The sequence below is a fragment of the Bacillus sp. NEAU-CP5 genome, assembly GCF_026420705.1.
GTDB lineage: Bacteria > Bacillota > Bacilli > Bacillales > Bacillaceae > Bacillus > Bacillus velezensis.
Map to the genome: position 1 here is coordinate 1 of NZ_JAPMOV010000004.1, position 21122 is coordinate 21122.

General features: G+C 44.6%; 19 protein-coding genes and 1 rRNA gene. 10 read left to right on the top strand and 10 right to left on the bottom strand.

The window, feature by feature from the left end:
• The 8 genes from OTK50_RS12745 to dnaA all read right to left on the bottom strand — a co-directional run.
• A 16S ribosomal RNA gene (locus OTK50_RS12745) occupies nucleotides 1–325 on the bottom strand; the annotation flags it as partial.
• Between the two features lie 299 nt (nucleotides 326–624).
• On the bottom strand, nucleotides 625–3084 hold the full coding sequence (gyrA, locus tag OTK50_RS12750; RefSeq protein ID WP_224223958.1) for a DNA gyrase subunit A: 2460 nt from the start codon (nucleotides 3082–3084) through the stop codon (nucleotides 625–627).
• Nucleotides 3085–3299: 215 nt separating this feature from the next.
• Nucleotides 3300–5216 carry a DNA topoisomerase (ATP-hydrolyzing) subunit B gene (gene gyrB, locus OTK50_RS12755; protein ID WP_224224367.1) on the bottom strand — a complete coding sequence of 639 codons (1917 nt, stop codon included), beginning with the start codon at nucleotides 5214–5216 and terminating at the stop codon, nucleotides 3300–3302.
• Nucleotides 5217–5272: 56 nt separating this feature from the next.
• A complete protein-coding gene (remB, locus tag OTK50_RS12760) occupies nucleotides 5273–5518 on the bottom strand; it encodes an extracellular matrix regulator RemB (protein ID WP_004392908.1) in 246 nt (81 codons plus the stop codon).
• Nucleotides 5519–5535: 17 nt separating this feature from the next.
• Entirely contained in the window at nucleotides 5536–6648 is a 1113-nt protein-coding gene (gene recF / locus OTK50_RS12765; RefSeq protein ID WP_007409910.1) for a DNA replication/repair protein RecF, read from the bottom strand.
• A 15-nt stretch (nucleotides 6649–6663) separates the two neighbouring features.
• Entirely contained in the window at nucleotides 6664–6879 is a 216-nt protein-coding gene (gene rlbA, locus OTK50_RS12770) for a ribosome maturation protein RlbA (RefSeq protein ID WP_004392910.1), read from the bottom strand.
• 134 nt (nucleotides 6880–7013) lie between these two features.
• Complete coding sequence (gene dnaN, locus OTK50_RS12775; protein WP_044802262.1) at nucleotides 7014–8150, bottom strand: DNA polymerase III subunit beta; 1137 nt, start codon at nucleotides 8148–8150, stop codon at nucleotides 7014–7016.
• A 184-nt stretch (nucleotides 8151–8334) separates the two neighbouring features.
• Entirely contained in the window at nucleotides 8335–9675 is a 1341-nt protein-coding gene (gene dnaA, locus OTK50_RS12780; protein ID WP_007409908.1) for a chromosomal replication initiator protein DnaA, read from the bottom strand.
• Between the two features lie 620 nt (nucleotides 9676–10295).
• Between dnaA and rpmH the strand changes: the two genes are divergently transcribed.
• The 10 genes from rpmH (at nucleotide 10296) to OTK50_RS12830 (ending at nucleotide 19665) form a co-directional block, all read left to right on the top strand.
• On the top strand, nucleotides 10296–10430 hold the full coding sequence (gene rpmH, locus OTK50_RS12785; protein WP_003178075.1) for a 50S ribosomal protein L34: 135 nt from the start codon (nucleotides 10296–10298) through the stop codon (nucleotides 10428–10430).
• A gap of 154 nt (nucleotides 10431–10584) precedes the next feature.
• Entirely contained in the window at nucleotides 10585–10935 is a 351-nt protein-coding gene (gene rnpA, locus OTK50_RS12790) for a ribonuclease P protein component (protein ID WP_004392944.1), read from the top strand.
• Between the two features lie 160 nt (nucleotides 10936–11095).
• On the top strand, nucleotides 11096–11845 hold the full coding sequence (gene spoIIIJ, locus OTK50_RS12795; RefSeq protein WP_007409906.1) for a YidC family membrane integrase SpoIIIJ: 750 nt from the start codon (nucleotides 11096–11098) through the stop codon (nucleotides 11843–11845).
• Nucleotides 11842–12483, top strand: a complete 642-nt coding sequence (gene jag, locus OTK50_RS12800) for an RNA-binding cell elongation regulator Jag/EloR (protein WP_020958121.1) — start codon at nucleotides 11842–11844, stop codon at nucleotides 12481–12483. The genes spoIIIJ and jag overlap by 4 nt, the downstream gene beginning before the upstream one ends.
• 289 nt (nucleotides 12484–12772) lie before the next feature.
• Entirely contained in the window at nucleotides 12773–14152 is a 1380-nt protein-coding gene (gene mnmE, locus OTK50_RS12805) for a tRNA uridine-5-carboxymethylaminomethyl(34) synthesis GTPase MnmE (protein WP_007409903.1), read from the top strand.
• 16 nt (nucleotides 14153–14168) lie between these two features.
• Nucleotides 14169–16055 carry a tRNA uridine-5-carboxymethylaminomethyl(34) synthesis enzyme MnmG gene (gene mnmG / locus OTK50_RS12810; RefSeq protein WP_007615086.1) on the top strand — a complete coding sequence of 629 codons (1887 nt, stop codon included), beginning with the start codon at nucleotides 14169–14171 and terminating at the stop codon, nucleotides 16053–16055.
• Nucleotides 16056–16068: 13 nt separating this feature from the next.
• Nucleotides 16069–16788 carry a 16S rRNA (guanine(527)-N(7))-methyltransferase RsmG gene (rsmG, locus tag OTK50_RS12815; protein WP_007409901.1) on the top strand — a complete coding sequence of 240 codons (720 nt, stop codon included), beginning with the start codon at nucleotides 16069–16071 and terminating at the stop codon, nucleotides 16786–16788.
• A gap of 121 nt (nucleotides 16789–16909) precedes the next feature.
• On the top strand, nucleotides 16910–17761 hold the full coding sequence (gene noc / locus OTK50_RS12820) for a nucleoid occlusion protein (protein ID WP_007409900.1): 852 nt from the start codon (nucleotides 16910–16912) through the stop codon (nucleotides 17759–17761).
• A 298-nt stretch (nucleotides 17762–18059) separates the two neighbouring features.
• Complete coding sequence (gene soj, locus OTK50_RS12825) at nucleotides 18060–18821, top strand: sporulation initiation inhibitor protein Soj (RefSeq protein ID WP_007409899.1); 762 nt, start codon at nucleotides 18060–18062, stop codon at nucleotides 18819–18821.
• A complete protein-coding gene (locus OTK50_RS12830) occupies nucleotides 18814–19665 on the top strand; it encodes a ParB/RepB/Spo0J family partition protein (protein ID WP_012118944.1) in 852 nt (283 codons plus the stop codon). Before soj ends, OTK50_RS12830 begins: the two co-directional genes overlap by 8 nt.
• 29 nt (nucleotides 19666–19694) lie before the next feature.
• Here OTK50_RS12830 and yyaC read toward each other — a convergent pair whose 3' ends face one another.
• Together yyaC and OTK50_RS12840 are read right to left on the bottom strand one after the other, a co-directional pair.
• On the bottom strand, nucleotides 19695–20309 hold the full coding sequence (gene yyaC, locus OTK50_RS12835) for a spore protease YyaC (RefSeq protein ID WP_004392969.1): 615 nt from the start codon (nucleotides 20307–20309) through the stop codon (nucleotides 19695–19697).
• 174 nt (nucleotides 20310–20483) lie between these two features.
• Nucleotides 20484–21029 (bottom strand): GNAT family N-acetyltransferase, encoded by a 546-nt coding sequence (locus OTK50_RS12840; protein ID WP_227749581.1) that lies wholly within the window; start codon nucleotides 21027–21029, stop codon nucleotides 20484–20486.
• Nucleotides 21030–21122: the final 93 nt, after the last annotated feature.

Sequence of the window (21122 nt, forward strand, 5' to 3'; positions counted from 1 at the left end):
CCAGTGTGGCCGATCACCCTCTCAGGTCGGCTACGCATCGTCGCCTTGGTGAGCCGTTACCTCACCAACTAGCTAATGCGCCGCGGGTCCATCTGTAAGTGGTAGCCGAAGCCACCTTTCATGTTTGAACCATGCGGTTCAAACAACCATCCGGTATTAGCCCCGGTTTCCCGGAGTTATCCCAGTCTTACAGGCAGGTTACCCACGTGTTACTCACCCGTCCGCCGCTAACATCAGGGAGCAAGCTCCCATCTGTCCGCTCGACTTGCATGTATTAGGCACGCCGCCAGCGTTCGTCCTGAGCCAGGATCAAACTCTCCGATAAAGTAGTTTGACTGACTACGCACATCGCTGTGCGATTTATTTAAAACTTTGAATTAACAGGTACGTTTTGTCTTGTTTAGTTTTCAAAGAACTTTTCTCACTTCTCTCGAAGCGACCTCTTAATCATAACATTTTCAGTTTGCTAGGTCAATACTTTTTTAAAAAATATTTTCGCTAGGCTTGCCTTTCTATTAAAAAGACAACAAAAATGATTATATCAGCATCATCACTATGTGTCAAAGCTTTTTTTCATTTCTTTATATAGTAAAAGCGCAGCTGTAACAGGCTGCGCTTTTACGTTTATACTTCTTCCGTTTCTTCCGGCTCTTCTTCATTCTTTTCCACAAGCGCCACAGTGGCTACATGCTCTTGATCAGACATGCGGATCAGACGGACGCCTTGTGTTACGCGTCCCGTAGTGGAGATATCATTAATATCCATTCTGATTAACACGCCGCTTGCCGTAATAATCATTAAGTCCTCTTCGCCTTTTGTTGCTTTCACGGTTACTAACGGACCGTTGCTGTCAGTGATTTTACATGTTTTAAGGCCTTTTCCGCCCCGGCTTTGAACTCTGTATTCTGAAGCAGGTGTGCGTTTGCCGTAGCCGTTTTCTGTCACTATGAGGACGTGGGAGTCTTCTTCAAGAATCTCCATGCCTACAACGACATCATCGTCTGTCAGCGTGATGCCTTTAACACCCGCAGCTGAGCGTCCCATTTGTCTTACATCTTCTTCAGGGAAACGGATCAGCAAACCGTTCTTCGTTCCGATGATGATTTGTTTCTTGCCGTCAGTCAGGCGGACGGCCATCAGTTCATCGTCTTCCCGGAGACCTAGGGCGATCAGCCCGTTATTCCGTATATTCGCAAACTGGGACAGTGCCGTACGTTTCGACACCCCTTGTTTGGTCGTAAAGAAGAGGTATTGCTCCTCATCAAACGTGCTGACAGGAATAATGGCATTAATCCATTCGCCTTTTTCAACTTCCAGAAGGTTAATAATCGGAATGCCTTTTGCCGTACGGCCGTATTCAGGGATTTCATATCCTTTAGAACGGTATACCTTCCCTTTATTAGAGAAGAACAGGATCGTATCGTGCGTTGATGTGGAAATTAAGTGTTCCACAAAGTCATCTTCATTCGTTCCCATTCCCTGTACACCTTTTCCGCCCCGTTTTTGGCTGCGGTATGTGGACGCCGGGAGACGTTTAACATAGCCGTTATGGGTCAGTGTGATGACGATGTTTTCTCTCTCGATAAGATCTTCATCTTCAATTGTTTCAAGACCGGACGTCACGATTTCAGTGCGTCTCTCATCATTGAAACGCTCTTTGATTTCATTGAGCTCTTCACGGATGATCTCAAGAACTCTTTCTTCATTGGCTAAAATATCTTTCAGCTCGGCGATAAGCGCAACAAGTGATTGATATTCCTCTTCAATCTTTTCGCGCTCCAGACCGGTTAATCGCTGAAGGCGCATATCCAGAATGGCTTGCGCTTGTTTTTCAGTCAGTGAGAATTGTTCGATCAAACCTGTTCTCGCAATTTCAGCCGTCTGGGAACTGCGGATAAGAGAAATAACAGCATCTAAATGATCGAGAGCGATTCTTAAACCTTCCAGAATGTGAGCTCTCGCTTCCGCTTTGCGAAGTTCGTAAGCCGTTCTGCGCCGGATCACAATCTTTTGGTGATCAAGATAATGCTCCAGACATTGCTTCAGGCTCAGTACCTTCGGCTGTCCGTCAACGAGCGCCAGCAGGTTGATTCCGAAAGACGTCTGCAGGGCCGTTTGTTTGTACAGGTTATTCAAAATGACGTGAGCATTGGCGTCACGGCGGATCTCAATGACGATTCTCATTCCGTTACGGTCGGATTCGTCACGCAGATCGGTAATTCCTTCGATTTTTTTGTCCCGGACAAGATCTGCGATTTTTTCAATTAATCTCGCTTTGTTCACCTGATAAGGAAGTTCTGTGACAATAATTCTTTCTTTTCCCGATGATGTCTCTTCGATTTCAGCCTTAGCCCGGATTGTGATGGATCCCCGTCCGGATTCATATGCCTTGCGGATGCCGCTCCGGCCCAAAATCTGACCTGCAGTCGGAAAATCCGGGCCCGGGATGTATTCCATCAGCTCCTGGTTTGTAATCTCAGGATTCTCACTTACGGCAAGCACGCCTTCAATGACTTCCCCAAGCTGATGCGGAGGAATATTTGTCGCCATTCCGACCGCAATACCGGCAGCTCCGTTTACGAGCAGATTCGGAAATCTCGAAGGCATGACGACAGGTTCTCTTTCTGCGCCGTCATAGTTATCTTGATAATCAATCGTATCTTTCGTAATGTCCCGGAGGATTTCCATTGCGATTTTTGACATTCTCGCTTCTGTGTAACGCATCGCGGCCGCTGAGTCGCCGTCAACCGAACCGAAGTTGCCGTGTCCGTCAACAAGCATGTAGCGGTAGTTAAAATCCTGCGCCATTCTGACCATCGATTCGTAAACCGCTGAGTCACCGTGCGGGTGGTACTTACCGATAACTTCACCGACGATACGGGCAGATTTTTTATATGGTTTGTCACTGGTCATGCCTAAATCATTCATTGCGTACAGAATCCGCCTGTGAACCGGCTTCAGACCGTCACGCACATCCGGAAGCGCCCGGGATACGATAACGCTCATTGCATAGTCCAGGAAGGATGTCCGCATTTCCTGACTGATATTGACTTCACGTACTTGTGGTGTGTTTTGTTCACTCATTAAAAAAACCTCCCTGAAGTATCACATGAAATAATGTGGGAGTAGATTGTCCATTATGATCTTCAATACGATTTCACTATTCTCCATTATATCAATAAACTTGTGTTTATACACATTAATTTAGTAGAATATACGGGTTTTGCGGGTTTTCAGAGGCTTTAGAAGCCGCTTTGAGAAAAAAGCCTTATTTCTTAACGAAAATAAGGCTTTCTTGGTTAAATATCAAGATTTTTCACGTATCTGGCGTTTGCTTCTATGAAGTTTCTCCGCGGTTCTACTTTGTCACCCATCAGCATTTCAAAAGTCTCGTCAGCGTCCATTGCATCTTCAAGATTAACTTGCAGAAGCGTTCTGGTCGCAGGGTCCATTGTCGTTTCCCAAAGCTGAGTCGCGTTCATTTCTCCAAGACCTTTATAACGCTGGAGGCCGGGCTTAGGTGATTGCGGAAGTTCTTTTAACAGCTCATCAAGCTGCTTATCATTATAAGCGTATTCCACCCGTTTTCCCTGCTGCACTTTATAAAGCGGCGGCTGGGCAATGTAGACATAGCCGTTTTCGATGATTTCCCGCATGTATCTGTAGAAGAACGTTAATAAAAGCGTTCTGATGTGGGCGCCGTCAACATCGGCATCCGTCATGATGACCACTTTATGATAACGCGCTTTTTCAAGATTAAAATCTTCTCCGATTCCTGTTCCGAGGGCCGTGATCATTGATCTGACCTCATTGTTTGAGAGAATCTTATCAAGTCTGGCTTTCTCAACGTTCAGAATCTTACCGCGCAGCGGCAGAATGGCTTGGAAATGACGGTCCCGTCCCTGTTTCGCTGATCCGCCCGCAGAGTCACCCTCTACGATATACAGCTCGGAAATGCTCGGATCTTTAGAAGAACAGTCCGCCAGTTTGCCCGGCAGATTGGAAATCTCAAGCGCACTTTTGCGGCGGGTCAATTCCCGCGCTTTTTTCGCTGCCATCCGCGCTCTTGCGGCCATTAAACCTTTTTCAACGATTTTGCGGGCTGAGTCCGGATTTTCAAGAAGGAATGTTTCCAGCGCAGAAGAAAACAGCGTATCAGTGATCGTTCTCGCTTCGGAGTTGCCGAGCTTCGTTTTCGTCTGCCCTTCGAATTGCGGATCAGGGTGCTTAATTGAAATAATGGCAGTCAGCCCTTCTCTCACATCATCCCCGCTTAAATTCGGATCATTTTCTTTGAAAATCCCTTTTCTTCTTGCATAGTCGTTTATGACACGGGTCAGACCGGTTTTAAATCCGGCTTCGTGCGTGCCGCCTTCGTATGTGTTGATATTATTTGTGAAAGAATAAATATTGCTTGTATAGCTGTCGTTGTATTGCAGTGCAACTTCAACCGTTATGCCGTCTTTCTCGCCTTCGATATAAATCGGCTCTTCATGAACGACTTCTTTGGAACGGTTTAAGTACTCAACGTAGCTTTTGATTCCGCCTTCGTAGTGGTACTCGTTTTTCCGTTCTTGTCCTTCACGTTTGTCTTCAATCGTGATGTTTACGCCTTTTGTCAGGAAGGCCAATTCCCGGACACGGTTTGAAAGCAGATCATAGTCGTATACGGTTGTTTCTTTGAAAATTTCCGGATCCGGAACGAAGTGCGTAATCGTTCCGGTCTTATCAGTATCACCGATCACTTCAAGATCGGCCACAGGTACACCGCGCTCGTACGCCTGATAATGGATTTTTCCGTCACGATGAACCGTAACTTCAAGAATAGTCGACAGGGCGTTTACGACTGACGCCCCTACACCGTGAAGACCGCCGGATACTTTATATCCGCTTCCGTCAAATTTACCGCCGGCGTGGAGAACGGTCATGATGACTTCAACCGCAGGGCGGCCCATCTTCTCCTGGATACCGACCGGAATTCCGCGTCCGTTGTCCTTAACGGTAATGCTGTTATCTTTTTCAATCTCGATGTTAATATCTGTACAATAACCGGCCAGGGCTTCGTCAATACTGTTGTCGACGATTTCCCACACCAAGTGGTGAAGGCCTTTGCTGTTAGTTGATCCGATGTACATCCCCGGTCTCTTTCGAACAGCTTCCAAACCTTCTAATACCTGTATCTGATTCTCATCATAACTATTTTGCTGCTGTTCCATAGCCATGCACATTCACCTACACTTTTCTTAAACGATATATTCATTGTAAAGATCCGCTAAGAATCTATTTCTAACATAAATTGCGCACGTTTCTTCAGTGTGCCGGAAGATAAGGGAGAGTAATATATATTCTCAGTCGTGACTACGATAGACTTTGGCGTGCCGTTTACGGACGGCACTACTTTTTCTTTCTGTCTGTCCAGAAATTCTTCAACGATCGGCGATACATTGACCTTGCAGTCAAAAATGCCGACAATATCGCGGGTTGAAACGACAAAGTCGTCACCTAAATGAATATACAATCGCTCACCTCATTTCTTCACTTCACTAACGTACCGTTTTCCACACGGAACATTCCTGCTTGATGTAAGGTATCGTGGTCAATGCCATCCACGCTCGTCGTGGTGACAAATGTCTGCACACGGCCTTGGATCGTATGAAGCAAATGGGACTGTCGGTAATCATCCAGCTCGCTTAGTACATCATCCAAAAGTAAAATGGGGTATTCTCCGATTTCTTCATGAATCAAATCTATTTCGGCCAGCTTCAAAGACAAAGCCGTCGTACGCTGCTGTCCCTGTGAACCGTACGTCTGCACATCGCGTCCGTTCACATAAAAAAGGACATCATCCCGATGCGGTCCGAATAATGTGACGCCTCGTTCTATTTCTTTTTCTTTTAATTTCGAAAAAGACTCCTGGTAGCTGTTACCTATTTTCGACAAATCTTTGGGATCTGATACATCAAGCGCCGTGTGATACTTAAGCGTCAGTTCTTCAAGTCCCCGGGAAATGCCGGAATGGATCGGCTGCGCCCATTTTTCAAGCTGCGCCGTAAACTGCAGACGTTTGGCGACAACTTTTGCGGCTGCTTCAATCAGCTGATCAGTGAGAACGTCAAGCATAGTCCGGTCAGTCTGTTTCCGGCTTTGCAGCTGTTTCAGAAAATGATTCCGCTGTGAAAGGATTTTTTGATAAAGAGATAAATCATACAGATAAACGGCAGAAACCTGCCCGATCTCCATATCGAGAAATCTCCTCCTCACCTGAGGGCTTCCTTTGACGAGATTTAAATCCTCAGGGGCAAACATAATGGTGTTCAGCGCTCCGACATACTGACTGAGTTTTTGCTGCTCTATATGATTGACCTTGCCCTTTTTACCTTTTTTGGAGATGACAAGCTGCATCGGGATGTCCCCGTTACGCTTCATCACTCTTCCTTCTATTTTAGCATAGTCTTCGTCCCACCGTATAAGTTCTTTGTCATTTGAGGTGCGGTGTGACTTTGCCATCGAAAGGACATAGATGGCTTCCATCAGATTGGTTTTGCCTTGGGCATTTTCCCCGATGATCACATTCACCTTGTTTTCGAATTGAAGCTCAGCGCGCTCATAATTACGGTAGGATGTTAATTCTAAATTTTGGATATACAACCGCTGTCACCCGCTTTAATTGACGACTTGAAATGAACCAAATCCTTCAATCGCGACCACGTCTCCAACGTAAAGCTTTCTGCCGCGGCGATTGTCAGGTTCATTGTTGACAGTCACCTCATGCTCGCTCAGAAACCACTTCGCCATGCCGCCGGACTGAATCACATCGGCTAATTTTAAAAACTGGCCAAGCGTAATCATTTCTGTATCAATCGAAATCGGATTTGCCATATTATCGACCTCTTTCAAATATCACTAATATCTAATTGTACTAAAAAATCCTGAAATAAGGAAAGGGAAAACTTGAGGGAGCGGCTGATGAATAGAAAAGCTGCCGAACTAAGCCGGCAGCACATTCTGTTTGATTAATACGTTCTGACCGGAAGGATGAGCTGAACGATGGTTTCATCATTCGGCGTACGGATAAGAAACGGTCTCATCGCTCCCGTAAAGCTGATACGGATGTCCGCTCCTTCAAGTACTTTCAGTGCGTCCATCATATATTTTGGACTGAATGAAATATTTAATTCCTCGCCGTCAATCTGGTCAGCCAGCACAGCTTCGACCACTTTCCCGATTTCCGGAGAATTTGATGAAATCTCCAGCGAATCCGCCGGTTTGGCAGAAAGCTTTACAACGTTGTTTCGGCCTTCTCTCGCCAATAAAGAAGCACGGTCTATCGCCTGTAAAAATTCCTTCGTGTTCACGACGATTTCCGTTTTGCTTTCCTGCGGAATTAAGCTGGTCGTGTCCGGGTAGTTTCCGTCAAGCAATCTTGAGAAGAACAATACGTTTTTCGCTTTGAACAGAACTTGAGTTTCTGTAATGACGATATCAACCAGTTCTTGGTTGTCATCAAGAATTTTGCTCAGCTCGGTTAAGCTTTTCCCGGGAATGACCACGTTATAAGAGCTGTCTTCCGGAATATCAAGCTTCGCCTTTCTTAAAGCGAGTCGGTGGCTATCCGTGGCAGTGCATAATAATTCACCGTTTTCGACTTTCCAGTTTACACCTGTCAAGATAGGGCGTGTTTCCGAGGCGGACACAGCGAACACGGTTTGGCGGATCAGGTTTTTTAAAAGATCCGTCGGAATCTGAATGGCATGATGCTCTTCGATTTGCGGTAGATGCGGATATTCATCTGCATCAAGGCCGTTTAAATTAAATTCGGCTTTTCCGGAACGGATAATCGTTAAATATTGATTTTGAACTTCGATTTCAACAGTCGCCATCGGCAGTTTTTTAACGATTTCACTGAAGAAACGCGCTTGCAGCACGATACTTCCCGGCTGATCGATCGTCACGATTTCTTTATCACCATCTTCTTTCGGAATGAATGACTCGATTGAAATATCAGAGTCACTTCCTGTGAAAGATACACCTTCATCTGAGGCGACGATCTTAATACCAGTGAGAATGGGAATTGTGGTTCTGGATGAAACGGCTTTTAGAACGTCTTGTACACTTTCGACTAAACGATCTTTTTGAATCGTAAATTTCATGTTTATCCTCCTAACGGATAATATAATTAATATATTTTAAAAATAGCAGTAGTAATAGTAGGGCCTGTGGATTTGTGGATAAGTTGTGAAAAAGACAGGAAACACAGCCTATCCACATGTGGACAGACTGTGTATGGCTATGAAAAAGTTATTCACACTTTTCCCGATTCATCCGAAGACACTATTATTTAAGCAGTTCTTTTATTTCTTTCACCTGCTGCTGAAGCTGCTCGTCATCTATCAGCAGCTTTGAAATCTTTTCATGGGCGTGAATGACGGTTGTATGGTCTCTGCCGCCAAATTCTTCCCCGATTTTAGGCAAAGAAGAATCTGTCATTTCTCTTGAAAGATACATCGCGATTTGTCTTGGGAACGCCACGGATTTCGTACGCTTTTTCGCTTTGAAATCTTCAAGCTTAATGTTGAACTGCTGTCCGACAATCCGCTGAATCTCTTTTATCGTAATGACCTTCGGTTTAGAAGACGGAATAATATCTTTCAATGCTTCTGCAGCCAGGTCTGCGTTAATGTCTTTATTGATTAAGGATGAATAGGCAACAACCCGGATTAATGCCCCTTCCAGTTCGCGGATGTTGCTGTCAATCTGATTCGCGATGTAAAGCATGACCTCGTTCGGAATATCAAGGCCTTCCGCCTTTGCTTTTTTTCTCAGGATGGCAATCCGCGTTTCCAGATCCGGCGGTGTGATATCCGTAATCAATCCCCATTCGAACCGCGAACGCAGGCGGTCTTCAAGGGTCGGGATCTCTTTCGGCGGTCTGTCGCTGGAAATCACGATTTGTTTGCTTTCTTCATGAAGCGTGTTGAATGTATGGAAAAACTCTTCCTGTGTTTGTTCTTTTCCGGCTAAAAATTGAATATCATCTATCAAAAGTACATCAACGTTCCGGTAGCGGTTGCGGAAATCAACGGCTTTATTATCGCGGATTGAGTTGATGAATTCATTTGTGAATTTTTCAGAAGACAGGTACACCACTTTGGCTGAAGGATTATGATCAATGACATAATGGCCGATCGCGTGCATTAAGTGGGTTTTTCCTAAGCCGACTCCCCCGTATATAAATAAAGGGTTGTACGCTTTAGCGGGTGCTTCCGCCACAGCCAGTGATGCTGCATGGGCGAATCGGTTTCCCGATCCGATGACGAATGTGTCGAATGTATATTTCGGGTTGAGCATGCTTTGGGGAAAATCAGACGGTTCCTCTTTTGCCGCTTTTTTCACTTGCGGTTTCGGTAAAAAGTTTTCTTCGTCCTGATTTTGAGGAATGACAAATTTGACGCTCAATTCTTCCCCGGTTAATTCGTATATGGTATCTGCAATGAGATGTAAGTACCTGGACTCCAGCCAGTCTCTGGCAAATTCATTGGGAGCGGTGATGGTTAAGGTATCCCCTTGCAGCGAATGGGCTTTCGTCGACTTCATCCAAGTTTCGAAACTCGGTTTGCTTAGCTTTTTCTCAATTTGAGCTAGAGCTTGATTCCAAAGATCTAATATATTCTCCATTATCCGGCACAGCCCTCCTTTTCTTTAAAAATCAGCACCCTTTCCCTGTTATAGAACACAAAAAAAGAGCATATGGCTCTGACCATTCGTACACACGAAATGTTGAAAACATATAGTATAGTAGAAAAACAGCTTTTCGACAAATTCCACAAGTTGTGGACAACAATCTACACAAGCTGTGTGAAAACAATCCACAACTTATCCACAGTTTGTGGATAAAGAGAATGGGCTGGATAAGTAATTAAGAGTTAAAACACAAATATAATATCAAATTAAGCGAGGACTTGCAATGGTTCTCGTAATCTTATCCACAAACCTGACAACTTGTTGAAAAATCTTTGTCCACAGGAGTTAGCAATGTGAAAATGTTGTCGATAACGACTGTGGATATTAAAAAAAGGCAAAAAAATTATCCACATGTCGTTTTTTCGGGGGAGCGCGGCTTTTTTTTGCGTTAAAAAAAGGAATATGAAAAATAAGGTTTCTAAACTGGTTAAGGTATGTTATCCTATTATGGTTGTAAGAAATAAAAGCACTGCTAAAGTTGACAATGAATAGGCAGCACAAATATAATAAGTAAGACTGTCTTTAACAGCTATTCCTCGAGGGAGGTGTCATAAATGAAAAGAACATTCCAACCGAATAACCGTAAACGCAGTAAAGTTCATGGCTTCAGAAGCCGTATGAGTTCAAAAAACGGTCGTCTAGTATTAGCACGCCGTCGCCGCAAAGGCAGAAAAGTATTATCAGCTTAGGCCACTGAATAATGTCAGTGGTCTTTTTTCACATTAAGAGAAAAGTGATGTCATGCGTCGCCCGGTACTGGAGAAATTTCTTCAGTATTCCGGCGGCCCGTTTTTTTTAGATAGAAATAAAAGTTTCTGCGAGTGAATATCGGAGTGAATTAAAGTGAAGAAGCGAAATCGGTTAAAGAAAAATGAAGATTTTCAAAAAGTGTTTAAACGCGGAACGTCTATGGCAAACCGCCAGTTCGTGCTGTATACGCTTGATCAGCCGAAACAGGAAGAGCTCCGGGTAGGGCTTTCTGTCAGTAAAAAAATCGGCAATGCCGTCGTGCGCAATCGGGTGAAGCGGTTAATCAGACAGGCTGTTCAGGAGGAAAAAGAGCTGCTCAAGCCGAAAGATTTTATTATTATCGCAAGAAAACCCGCCGGCGACCTCAGTTTTGAAGAAACGAAAAAGAGTCTGCAGCACTTATTCAGAAAAACCTCATTATATAAGAAATCTTCGTCAAAATAGCTCATATTTTGTTTTCTTCACGTTTTTAAAAGCGCTTCCTTTTATTTGGCGAAAAATGAACGCCATTTGAAACTGAAAGATGCTAAAATACATACAAGGTTCATAAAGATTGGTATAGGAGGAAACGTTCTTGAAAAGGAGAATATGGTTACTACTGAGTATGGTCGGTATGCTCGTGCTGCTGGCCGGGTGCTCGAGTGTGAAAGAGCCGATTACGGCGAATAGTCCGCATTTCTGGGACAAATATGTTGTGTATCCATTGTCAGAAGTCATTACGTACGTAGCGAAACTGACGGGCGATAACTATGGTTTATCGATCATCATCGTTACGATTTTAATTCGTCTGCTGATTCTGCCGCTGATGATCAAGCAGCTACGAAGCTCAAAAGCAATGCAGGCGCTGCAGCCTGAAATGCAGAAGCTCAGAGAAAAATACAGCTCTAAAGATCAAAAAACGCAGCAGAAGCTTCAGCAGGAAACGATGGCCCTGTTTTCAAAGCACGGGGTAAACCCGCTGGCGGGATGTTTCCCGATCCTGATTCAAATGCCGATTTTGATCGGATTCTACCACGCCATTATGCGTACGCAAGCCATTTCACAGCACAGCTTTTTATGGTTTGACCTAGGAGAGAAGGATCCTTACTATATTCTTCCTATCGTTGCCGGTGTGGCCACTTTTGTTCAGCAGAAGCTGATGATGGCCGGAAATCCGACTCAGAATCCTCAAATGGCAATGATGGTATGGATTATGCCGATTATGATTATCGTATTTGCGATCAACTTCCCGAGCGCGCTTTCTCTGTATTGGGTAGTCGGAAACCTGTTTATGATTGCTCAGACATTCCTTATTAAAGGACCTGACATTAAACACGATCCGGAAACGCAGAAAGCGGGAGGAAAGAAAAAGTGAAGAAGGTGACTGCTGCGGGACGGAATGTCGAAGAAGCAGTTCAATCAGGCCTTCAGGAACTTCAACTGACGAAAGATCAAGTAGAAATAACGGTGGTGCAAGAAGGATACAAAGGGTTTTTGGGTATTTTTGGAAAAAAGAATGCGATCGTAGAACTGGAAGAGAAAAAAAATCCTGTTCATGAAGCGAAAGCGTATTTGGAAGAAATCATCCATTCCATTGCCGGACCTTCTGAGATTGTTACGGAAGAAAACAAGAAAACAGTCTGTTTTCACATTAAAGGTGAAAAAGCGGCGCTGCTTATTGGCAAAAGAGGACAAACACTCAATGCCCTGGAAACATTGACGCAGCTTGTTTTGAACCGCGGCTCCGGCCAGTATCGCCAAGCCGTTGTCGACGCTGAGAATTATCGGCGGAAAAGAAGAGAAATTCTGGAGCAGCTGGCAAACAGGCTGGCCAAGCAAGTGTCGAAAACGAAAAAAGATGTGCATTTAGAACCGATGCCGTCAGGTGAAAGAAAAATCATCCATGACGCGCTGTCAAAGCATCCAAATATCAAAACGTTTTCTACCGGTGAAGGCCGGTACCGCCATCTCGTTATTTCCCATAAAGATAGCAGAAAACCGAAGTCCGGGTAAAATCGGAACTTCGGTTTTTTTATTGGTAAAAATGGCTCTATTCCTAAGCAGAATCGCACTTTTCGCGTTTAAGTTTTTTCTTTTTCGGTCTATGCTGTTGATAAAAAAGGTTTTAGGAAATAAAATTAATTGTTATTCACATGTGGATAAGTTAAAGTAATAAGGGATGAATTTCTGCCTTTGTGGATAACGTATCTTCCACTTCAAACCAAACTATGTTATCTTTTAATTTTGGCGTAAATAAAATTTTTTATATAGATGGAAACAGAGATAAAGAGAGGTGAACAGCATGGATACAATTGCAGCGATTTCAACTCCGATGGGTGAAGGCGCGATCGCGATCGTTCGGCTGAGCGGCCCGGAAGCCGTAAAGATCGCCGACAAAATGTACAAGGGTCCGAAAGGCAAAACGCTCAGTTCGGCAGAATCGCATACCATTCATTACGGGCATATCGCGGACAGCACGACGGGACGGATTATTGAGGAAGTCATGGTGTCTGTTTTAAGAGCGCCCAGAACATTCACAAGGGAAGATGTCATTGAAATCAACTGTCACGGGGGTATTGTGACGGTTAATCAGGTGCTCCAGCTTGCTTTAAGAGAAGGTGCGAGACTGGCAGAACCCGGTGAGTTTACGAAGCGCGCATTTTTAAACGGACGGATTGACCTATCACAGGCGGAAGCGGTGATGGATCTGATCAGGGCCAAAACGGACCGTGCCATGAATGTCGCCATGAACCAGATGGAAGGACGGCTTTCCGCGCTTGTCCGCCGTCTGCGTGATGAGTTGTTAGAAACACTTGCCCATGTTGAGGTTAATATAGATTATCCGGAATATGATGACGTCGAAGAAATGACGCATCAGCTTTTAGTGGAGAAGGCAAGCGGCGTGAAGAAAGAAATCGAGGCGCTGCTCCGTACGTCTGAGCAGGGAAAAATTTTGCGTGAGGGACTGTCTACCGTGATCATCGGCCGTCCGAACGTCGGAAAATCCTCTCTGCTTAACAGCCTTGTCCATGAAACGAAGGCGATCGTAACCGATATTCCGGGAACGACGCGTGATGTGATTGAGGAATATGTCAATGTCCGAGGCGTGCCGCTTCGGCTTGTCGATACCGCCGGAATCCGTGAGACAGAAGACATCGTCGAAAGAATCGGTGTGGAACGGTCACGGCAGGTTCTGAAGGAAGCGGATCTCATTTTGCTTGTGCTGAACCACAGCGAAGAGCTTTCTGAAGAAGATGTGAAATTGTTTGAAGCGGTTGAGGGAATGGACGTCATTGTCATTATGAATAAGACGGACCTTGAGGCTAAGATTGACGCTGAGCGCGTCAAGGAACTGGCGAAAGGCCGGCCTGTCGTCACGACCTCATTGCTGAAAGAAGAAGGCATTCAAGATTTAGAGGAAGCGATTCAGTCGCTATTTTATACAGGAGCGATCGAAAGCGGAGATCTCACCTATGTCAGCAACACCCGTCATATCTCGATTCTGCATCAGGCAAAGCAAGCGATTGATGATGCGCTGAACGGAATTGAACAGGATGTTCCGATTGATATGGTCCAAATTGATTTGACAAGGTGCTGGGAGCTGCTGGGCGAAATCATCGGTGATGCCGTCCACGAAAGCTTAATTGATCAGCTCTTTTCACAATTTTGTTTAGGTAAATAAAAGGGAGGAAAAAACCATGGGGTATGAAGCAGGCCAATACGACGTGATTGTCATCGGCGCCGGGCATGCCGGTGTTGAGGCTGCCCTCGCATCCGCGCGCCAGGGAGCCAAAACGCTTGTTTTGACGATCAATCTTGATATGGTTGCGTTTATGCCATGTAATCCGTCTGTCGGCGGCCCCGCGAAAGGGATTGTCGTCCGCGAAATTGACGCGCTCGGCGGAGAAATGGCTAGAAATATAGATAAAACTCATATTCAAATGAGAATGCTGAATACAGGAAAAGGTCCGGCCGTACGGGCGCTGCGTGCGCAGGCGGATAAATTCCAATATCAGCACGAAATGAAGCATACGCTGGAAAAAACACCGAATTTGACACTTCTTCAAGGGATTGCCGAGCGTTTAATCATTGAAGACGGGGAGTGCCGCGGTGTCATTACGCAAACCGGTGCTGAATATAAGGCAAAAACGGTCGTGCTGACAACCGGAACGTATTTAAGAGGGCGGATCATTCTCGGTGATTTGTCTTACTCAAGCGGTCCGAATAACCAGCAGCCGTCTATTAAACTTTCTGAGCACTTAGAGGAGCTCGGTTTTGATCTCGTCCGTTTTAAAACGGGTACGCCTCCTCGTGTCTCAAGCGATTCCATTGATTACAGCAAAACAGAAATCCAGCCGGGGGACCCGGTTCCGCGCGCTTTCTCATATGAAACGGTTGAATACATTACCGATCAGCTGCCTTGCTGGCTGACTTACACGAGTCCTGAGACTCATGAGATCATCGACAGCAACCTGCATCGTTCGCCAATGTATTCCGGTATGATTAAAGGAACGGGACCGAGATACTGCCCTTCGATTGAAGATAAAGTCGTTCGGTTTAATGATAAACCGCGTCATCAGATTTTCCTTGAGCCGGAAGGCAGAAATACGCAGGAAGTATACGTTCAAGGTTTATCCACGAGTCTTCCTGAGGACGTGCAGCAGCGGATGCTGGCGACCATTCCGGGACTGGAAAAGGTGCAGATGATGAGAGCCGGTTACGCGATTGAGTATGACGCGATTGTACCGACGCAGCTCTGGCCTACACTGGAGACGAAAAAAATCCCTAACCTGTACACAGCCGGTCAAATTAACGGTACATCAGGTTATGAGGAAGCAGCCGGGCAAGGAATTATGGCAGGGATCAACGCAGGCCGCAAAGCGCTTGGAAAAGAAGAAGTGATCCTCAGCCGTTCCGATGCTTATATCGGTGTATTGATTGATGATTTGGTAACGAAAGGAACCAATGAACCGTACCGTCTGCTGACTTCACGGGCGGAATACAGACTGCTGCTCCGTCACGACAACGCGGATCTTCGTCTGACGGAAATCGGCCACGATATCGGCTTAATTTCTGATGAGCGCTATGAAGCGTTTGAGAAGAAAAAAGCGGCGATCGAGGCAGAGAAAAAACGTCTCTGGTCTGTTATTATCAAGCCGTCTCCTGAGAATCAGGAATATATCCGTTCACTCGGCGGAAGCGAGCTGAAAGACGGAGTGCGCGGCACAGATTTAATGAAACGTCCGGAAATGAACTATGAAACAGTGACAAAACTTGCGCCTGCAGATTCTCCGGTTCCGCAAGATGTGGCGGAACAAGTGGAAATTCAGGTGAAATATGAAGGATATATCGAAAAATCCTTGCAGCAAGTGGAAAAGCTGAAGAAAATGGAAAACAAAAAAATCCCTGATCGGATTGATTATGACGCCATTAAAGGAATTGCTACTGAAGCCCGTCAAAAGCTGAAAGAAGTGCGTCCTTTATCAGTTGCTCAAGCGTCCCGTATTTCCGGCGTCAATCCGGCAGACATTTCAATCCTGCTGGTATACCTGGAGCAGGGCCGTATTGCCAAGGTAGCTGAATAGAAAGGATGACGGCATGAATATAGAGGAATTTACATCCAGTTTAGCGGAGAAAGGGATTTCCCTTTCTGACCGCCAGCTGGAGCAATTCGAGTTGTATTACCGGATGCTCGTGGAATGGAACGAAAAAATGAATCTGACATCCATCACTGAGAAAAAGGAAGTTTATCTCAAGCATTTTTATGATTCGATAACGGCGGCATTTTATATTGATTTTGAAAAGGTCACCACTCTTTGTGATGTCGGCGCCGGCGCCGGTTTTCCAAGCCTGCCCATCAAAATCTGCTTCCCGCATCTGCATGTCACCATCGTCGATTCACTGAATAAGCGGATTACGTTTTTGGAAACTCTCTCTGATGCTTTACAATTAGAGCATACGACATTTGTCCATGACAGAGCGGAGACATTCGGACAGCGGAAAGACGTACGGGAAAGCTTCGATCTCGTGACGGCCCGTGCGGTGGCGCGTTTGTCGGTCCTGAGTGAGCTTTGTCTGCCGCTGGCCAAGAAAAACGGCGTATTTGCGGCACTAAAAGCAGCAGCAGCTGATGAAGAGCTGAAAGCGGGGCAAAAGGCGATTAAAGTATTGGGAGGAGAGCTTGAACAAGTTCATTCCTTTACACTTCCTGTTGAAGAAAGTGAACGGAACATCATGATCATTCGCAAGACGAAAAGCACTCCGAAAAAATATCCGAGAAAACCGGGTACTCCAAATAAATCGCCAATTGAAGGGTAATTTAGACAGCCTGATGTGACAATTCCATCATATTTTCTGCAAAATTGATGAAGATACAGCAGGAAAAACCATGAGAAAATAGAATTATAAAAATGGCAGTTTTTAAAGGTGGTGTAGGTACATGAAGCATTCATTCTCTCGTTTCTTCGGGTTTGGTGAGAAGGAAGAGGAACCGGAGATAGCTGAGCATGATACAAACAAAGAAGAGATACTCGAAATACCGGTACATGCTATCGTTCCCAACCGTTTTCAGCCACGCACCATTTTCTCAGATGAAAAAATCAAAGAGTTAGCAATGACTATCCATACACACGGCATCATTCAGCCGATTGTTGTCAGACATACAGAAGATGAAGGACAATATGAGCTCATTGCGGGTGAAAGGCGCTGGAGAGCGGTACAGACGCTTGAATGGGAGAAGATTCCCGCAATTATTAAAGATTTTTCTGATACGGAAACAGCATCTGTCGCTTTGATTGAAAACCTGCAAAGGGAAGAATTGTCCTCCATTGAGGAAGCTCATGCGTACGCAAGGCTGTTAGAACTTCATGATTTAACACAGGAAGCCTTGGCGCAGCGCTTAGGAAAAGGCCAGTCAACGATTGCGAACAAGCTCCGATTGTTAAAGCTCCCGGAACCCGTCCAGGATGCGATTATGGAGAAAAAAATTACGGAACGTCATGCAAGAGCACTGATTCCGCTCAAACAGCCGGAGTTTCAGGTCACATTGCTTGCGGAAATCATTGAGAAAAGCTTGAACGTCAAGCAGACGGAAGACAGAGTGGTGAAAATGCTTGAACAGAATAAGCAGAAACCAAAGCCGAGACGCAAAGCGTTCAGCAGGGATACAAGAATTGCGATGAATACGATTCGTCAGTCACTGTCTATGGTAGAAGACAGCGGCGTCAGACTGAATACTGAAGAAGAAGAATTCGAAGAGTACATCCAGCTTACCATTCGGATACCTAAATAAAAACTCTCCTGATCAGCAGGGGAGTTTTTATTTTAATCAAAAAACTATTTTGAGATAATGATAGATTTATTGTGCACTATACATTATATATGTAAAATTTTATCTTTTTGTGTCGTGAATTGTCTTTTTACAGTCAAAAAAGTCACTTTATCGGAGAACTTATATTAGAAAGTGTCTTTTCCGTTTACATTTTTTTCACTTGCTGATAAACAAATTATGAAAAAAATAAAACGCTTTACTCTTTTTTTGATAAGATAGAAACAAGACAGTACATGTTCATGTGAAGGTAGGTGACATCGTGGGAAAAATCATAGCAATTACGAACCAAAAAGGCGGAGTCGGGAAGACGACGACTTCTGTTAATCTGGGGGCTTGCTTGGCTTACATAGGTAAAAGGGTTCTTCTTGTTGATATTGATCCGCAGGGCAATGCAACGAGCGGATTAGGGATTGAAAAAGCCGATGTGGATCATTGTGTGTACGACATTTTAGTAGATGATGCAGATGTTACAGATATTATTAAACCGACTTCAGTAGAGAACTTAGATGTCATTCCGGCCACGATCCAGCTTGCGGGAGCGGAAATCGAATTGGTTCCGACGATCTCACGGGAGGTCAGGCTGAAAAGAGCATTAGAATCAGTGAAACAAAATTACGATTACATGATTATTGATTGTCCTCCGTCTCTCGGGTTATTAACGATTAATGCGCTTACCGCTTCAGATTCAGTCGTTATCCCGGTTCAGTGCGAATACTACGCTCTTGAAGGATTGAGTCAATTATTAAATACAGTTCGGCTTGTGCAAAAACATTTAAATACCGACTTAATGATAGAAGGAGTGCTTCTGACGATGCTTGATGCCAGAACGAATCTCGGCATTCAAGTGATAGAAGAGGTAAAGAAATACTTTAGAGATAAAGTGTATCAAACCATTATCCCTCGAAATGTCCGTTTAAGTGAGGCGCCGAGTCACGGCAAGCCGATCATATTATACGATCCGCGTTCGAGAGGTGCGGAAGTATATTTAGATTTAGCAAAGGAAGTGGCAGCGAATGGCTAAAGGCGGGCTCGGAAAAGGGATTAACGCGTTGTTTAATCAGGTTGATTTGTCTGAAGAGACAGTGGAAGAGATTAAAATCAGTGATTTGCGCCCCAATCCTTATCAGCCAAGAAAACAATTTGACGATGAGTCATTAGCTGAACTGAAGGAATCTATCATTCAGCATGGCATTCTTCAGCCCATTATCGTGAGAAAATCATTGAAGGGCTATGATATTGTAGCCGGCGAACGCCGTTACCGCGCCGCAAAACTTGCCGGTAAAGAGACAGTGCCGGCTATCGTGCGGGATTTATCTGAATCGCTGATGCGAGAAATCGCTCTTTTGGAAAACCTTCAGCGTGAAGACTTATCACCGCTTGAAGAAGCTCTGGCATATGACTCACTGCTGAAGCATTTGGATTTAACCCAGGAACAGCTCGCTAAACGGCTCGGAAAAAGCAGGCCTCATATTGCCAACCATTTAAGACTGCTGACGCTGCCGGAAAGCATCCAGAACCTCATTGCAGAAGGTACGTTATCCATGGGACACGGCAGAACCTTGCTTGGTTTGAAAAATAAAGACAAGCTTGAGCCGCTTGTGAAGAAAGTGGTTGAAGAACAGCTGAACGTCCGTCAGCTTGAGCAGCTGATTCAGCAGTTAAACAACAATGTTCCACGTGAAACAAAGAAAAAAGAACCTGTTCAAGATGTTGTGTTAAAAGAGCGGGAATCGTATTTGCAAAATTACTTCGGAACAACAGTAAATATTAAGAGACAAAAGAAAAAAGGGAAGATTGAGATTGAGTTTTTCTCAAATGAAGATCTTGAACGCATCCTAGAACTATTGTCTGAAAGAGAAGCGTAAAAACCATCTTTTTAAAAAAAGATGGTTTTTTATATACGTCTTGTCAACTTATGAAACGGACTGAGCCGTTCCTGCCGGCCTTCTGATTTATCTGTCAGCTGTAACCCCTCTGCTAAAACATTTGCCATGCTCATAACAAGATGAAGCCTCGTATTCTGCAGGACAAAATACTCCATAAACCCGCTGACATTGACGATTCCATTGATATGGACGTCACCGATTTCAGGAAGATCTTTTTGAACACCTGCTCCGGGCTTCAGCGGCCCATCGCCGATTTGAAATGACCCTACGCTTTTGACGCGGCCTAAACAAGCATCAACCGCTATAATAAACGGATTTTTATGTAGATGTTGAATATCTTTCAGCTTGTCTTTCATATTGACGGCGTGAACAGGATCTGACAGCGTGCCGTAAACGTGCAATCTGCCTAAATTCATTTTTTCTAACTTTGTTCCTACGAGCGGACCTAATGAATCTCCGGTCGACCGATCTGTGCCGATACACACGGTGACTAACGGTCTGCCGGCTGCTTTACGTAAAGATGAAGTAAGGATCGCTTGTATTTGATTCGCAGCAGAAGAATCCGTATGAGATACATATTGTTTTGCCCGTTCTTGAGAAAAAAGCCCGCCTTTTCGATTCATAAGGTTCACTTCCTTGTCATGTCATACGAGTATTACATTGTTGTTTTTGGTGATGTATGGTTGTTTACAGTATATCCAGCGCTGCCTTTTTTTATGCTTATGCCATGATCAGCATGCCGGTTGTTTGAAAAGAGCGGGATAGAAAAAAGAACCCAGAGCAGTTATTCTCTAAGTTCATGAAAGAAATAAGACCATTTGATCTACATCAACATATCGCTGATGATCTAATTTCAGCGCTCTTTTTTCTGTAGAGAAGAGGATAAATCCTAACTGAGCGTAGAGTTTTATTGCGGGTTCATTTGTTGAGGCAACAGAGAGATGGAGCTGTTCTGTGTCCTTCATCTTTTTTGCTCGGCTGATGGCTTCCGTCATTAAAGCTTTTCCCGCGCCTGACCCTCGGTGTTTGGGGGAAATATACATAGAACCGATAACCGCAATGTGTCTTAGTTTAAACAGCGGATGCTTGGAGATCTTGAGGATTCCTATCAGTCTGTCTTTTTCAAAGGCGCCAAGCACGATGGCATTGTCGGCTTCAAGCCTGGCTTTAAATTTTTCGGACGGCCATTCTTTCTCCTCATCGTAGCTGACGGCAAATGCGTCCGGGTGATCTTTTAAAGCTTTGAGCCTGATATCGGAATAAGGCTGGGTATCATTTGCGGTTAAACGCCTGATGTACATGGTTTGAGCTCCTTGCATAAGTGAATTTTTCTGAATAGTCAATCGTCGTTATCATACCATATTTGTCCCTTTTGTATGAATGATTGCCGCTGTCACTCAATATAGTAGCAATATGCGGAGATTATCTGAAATTTT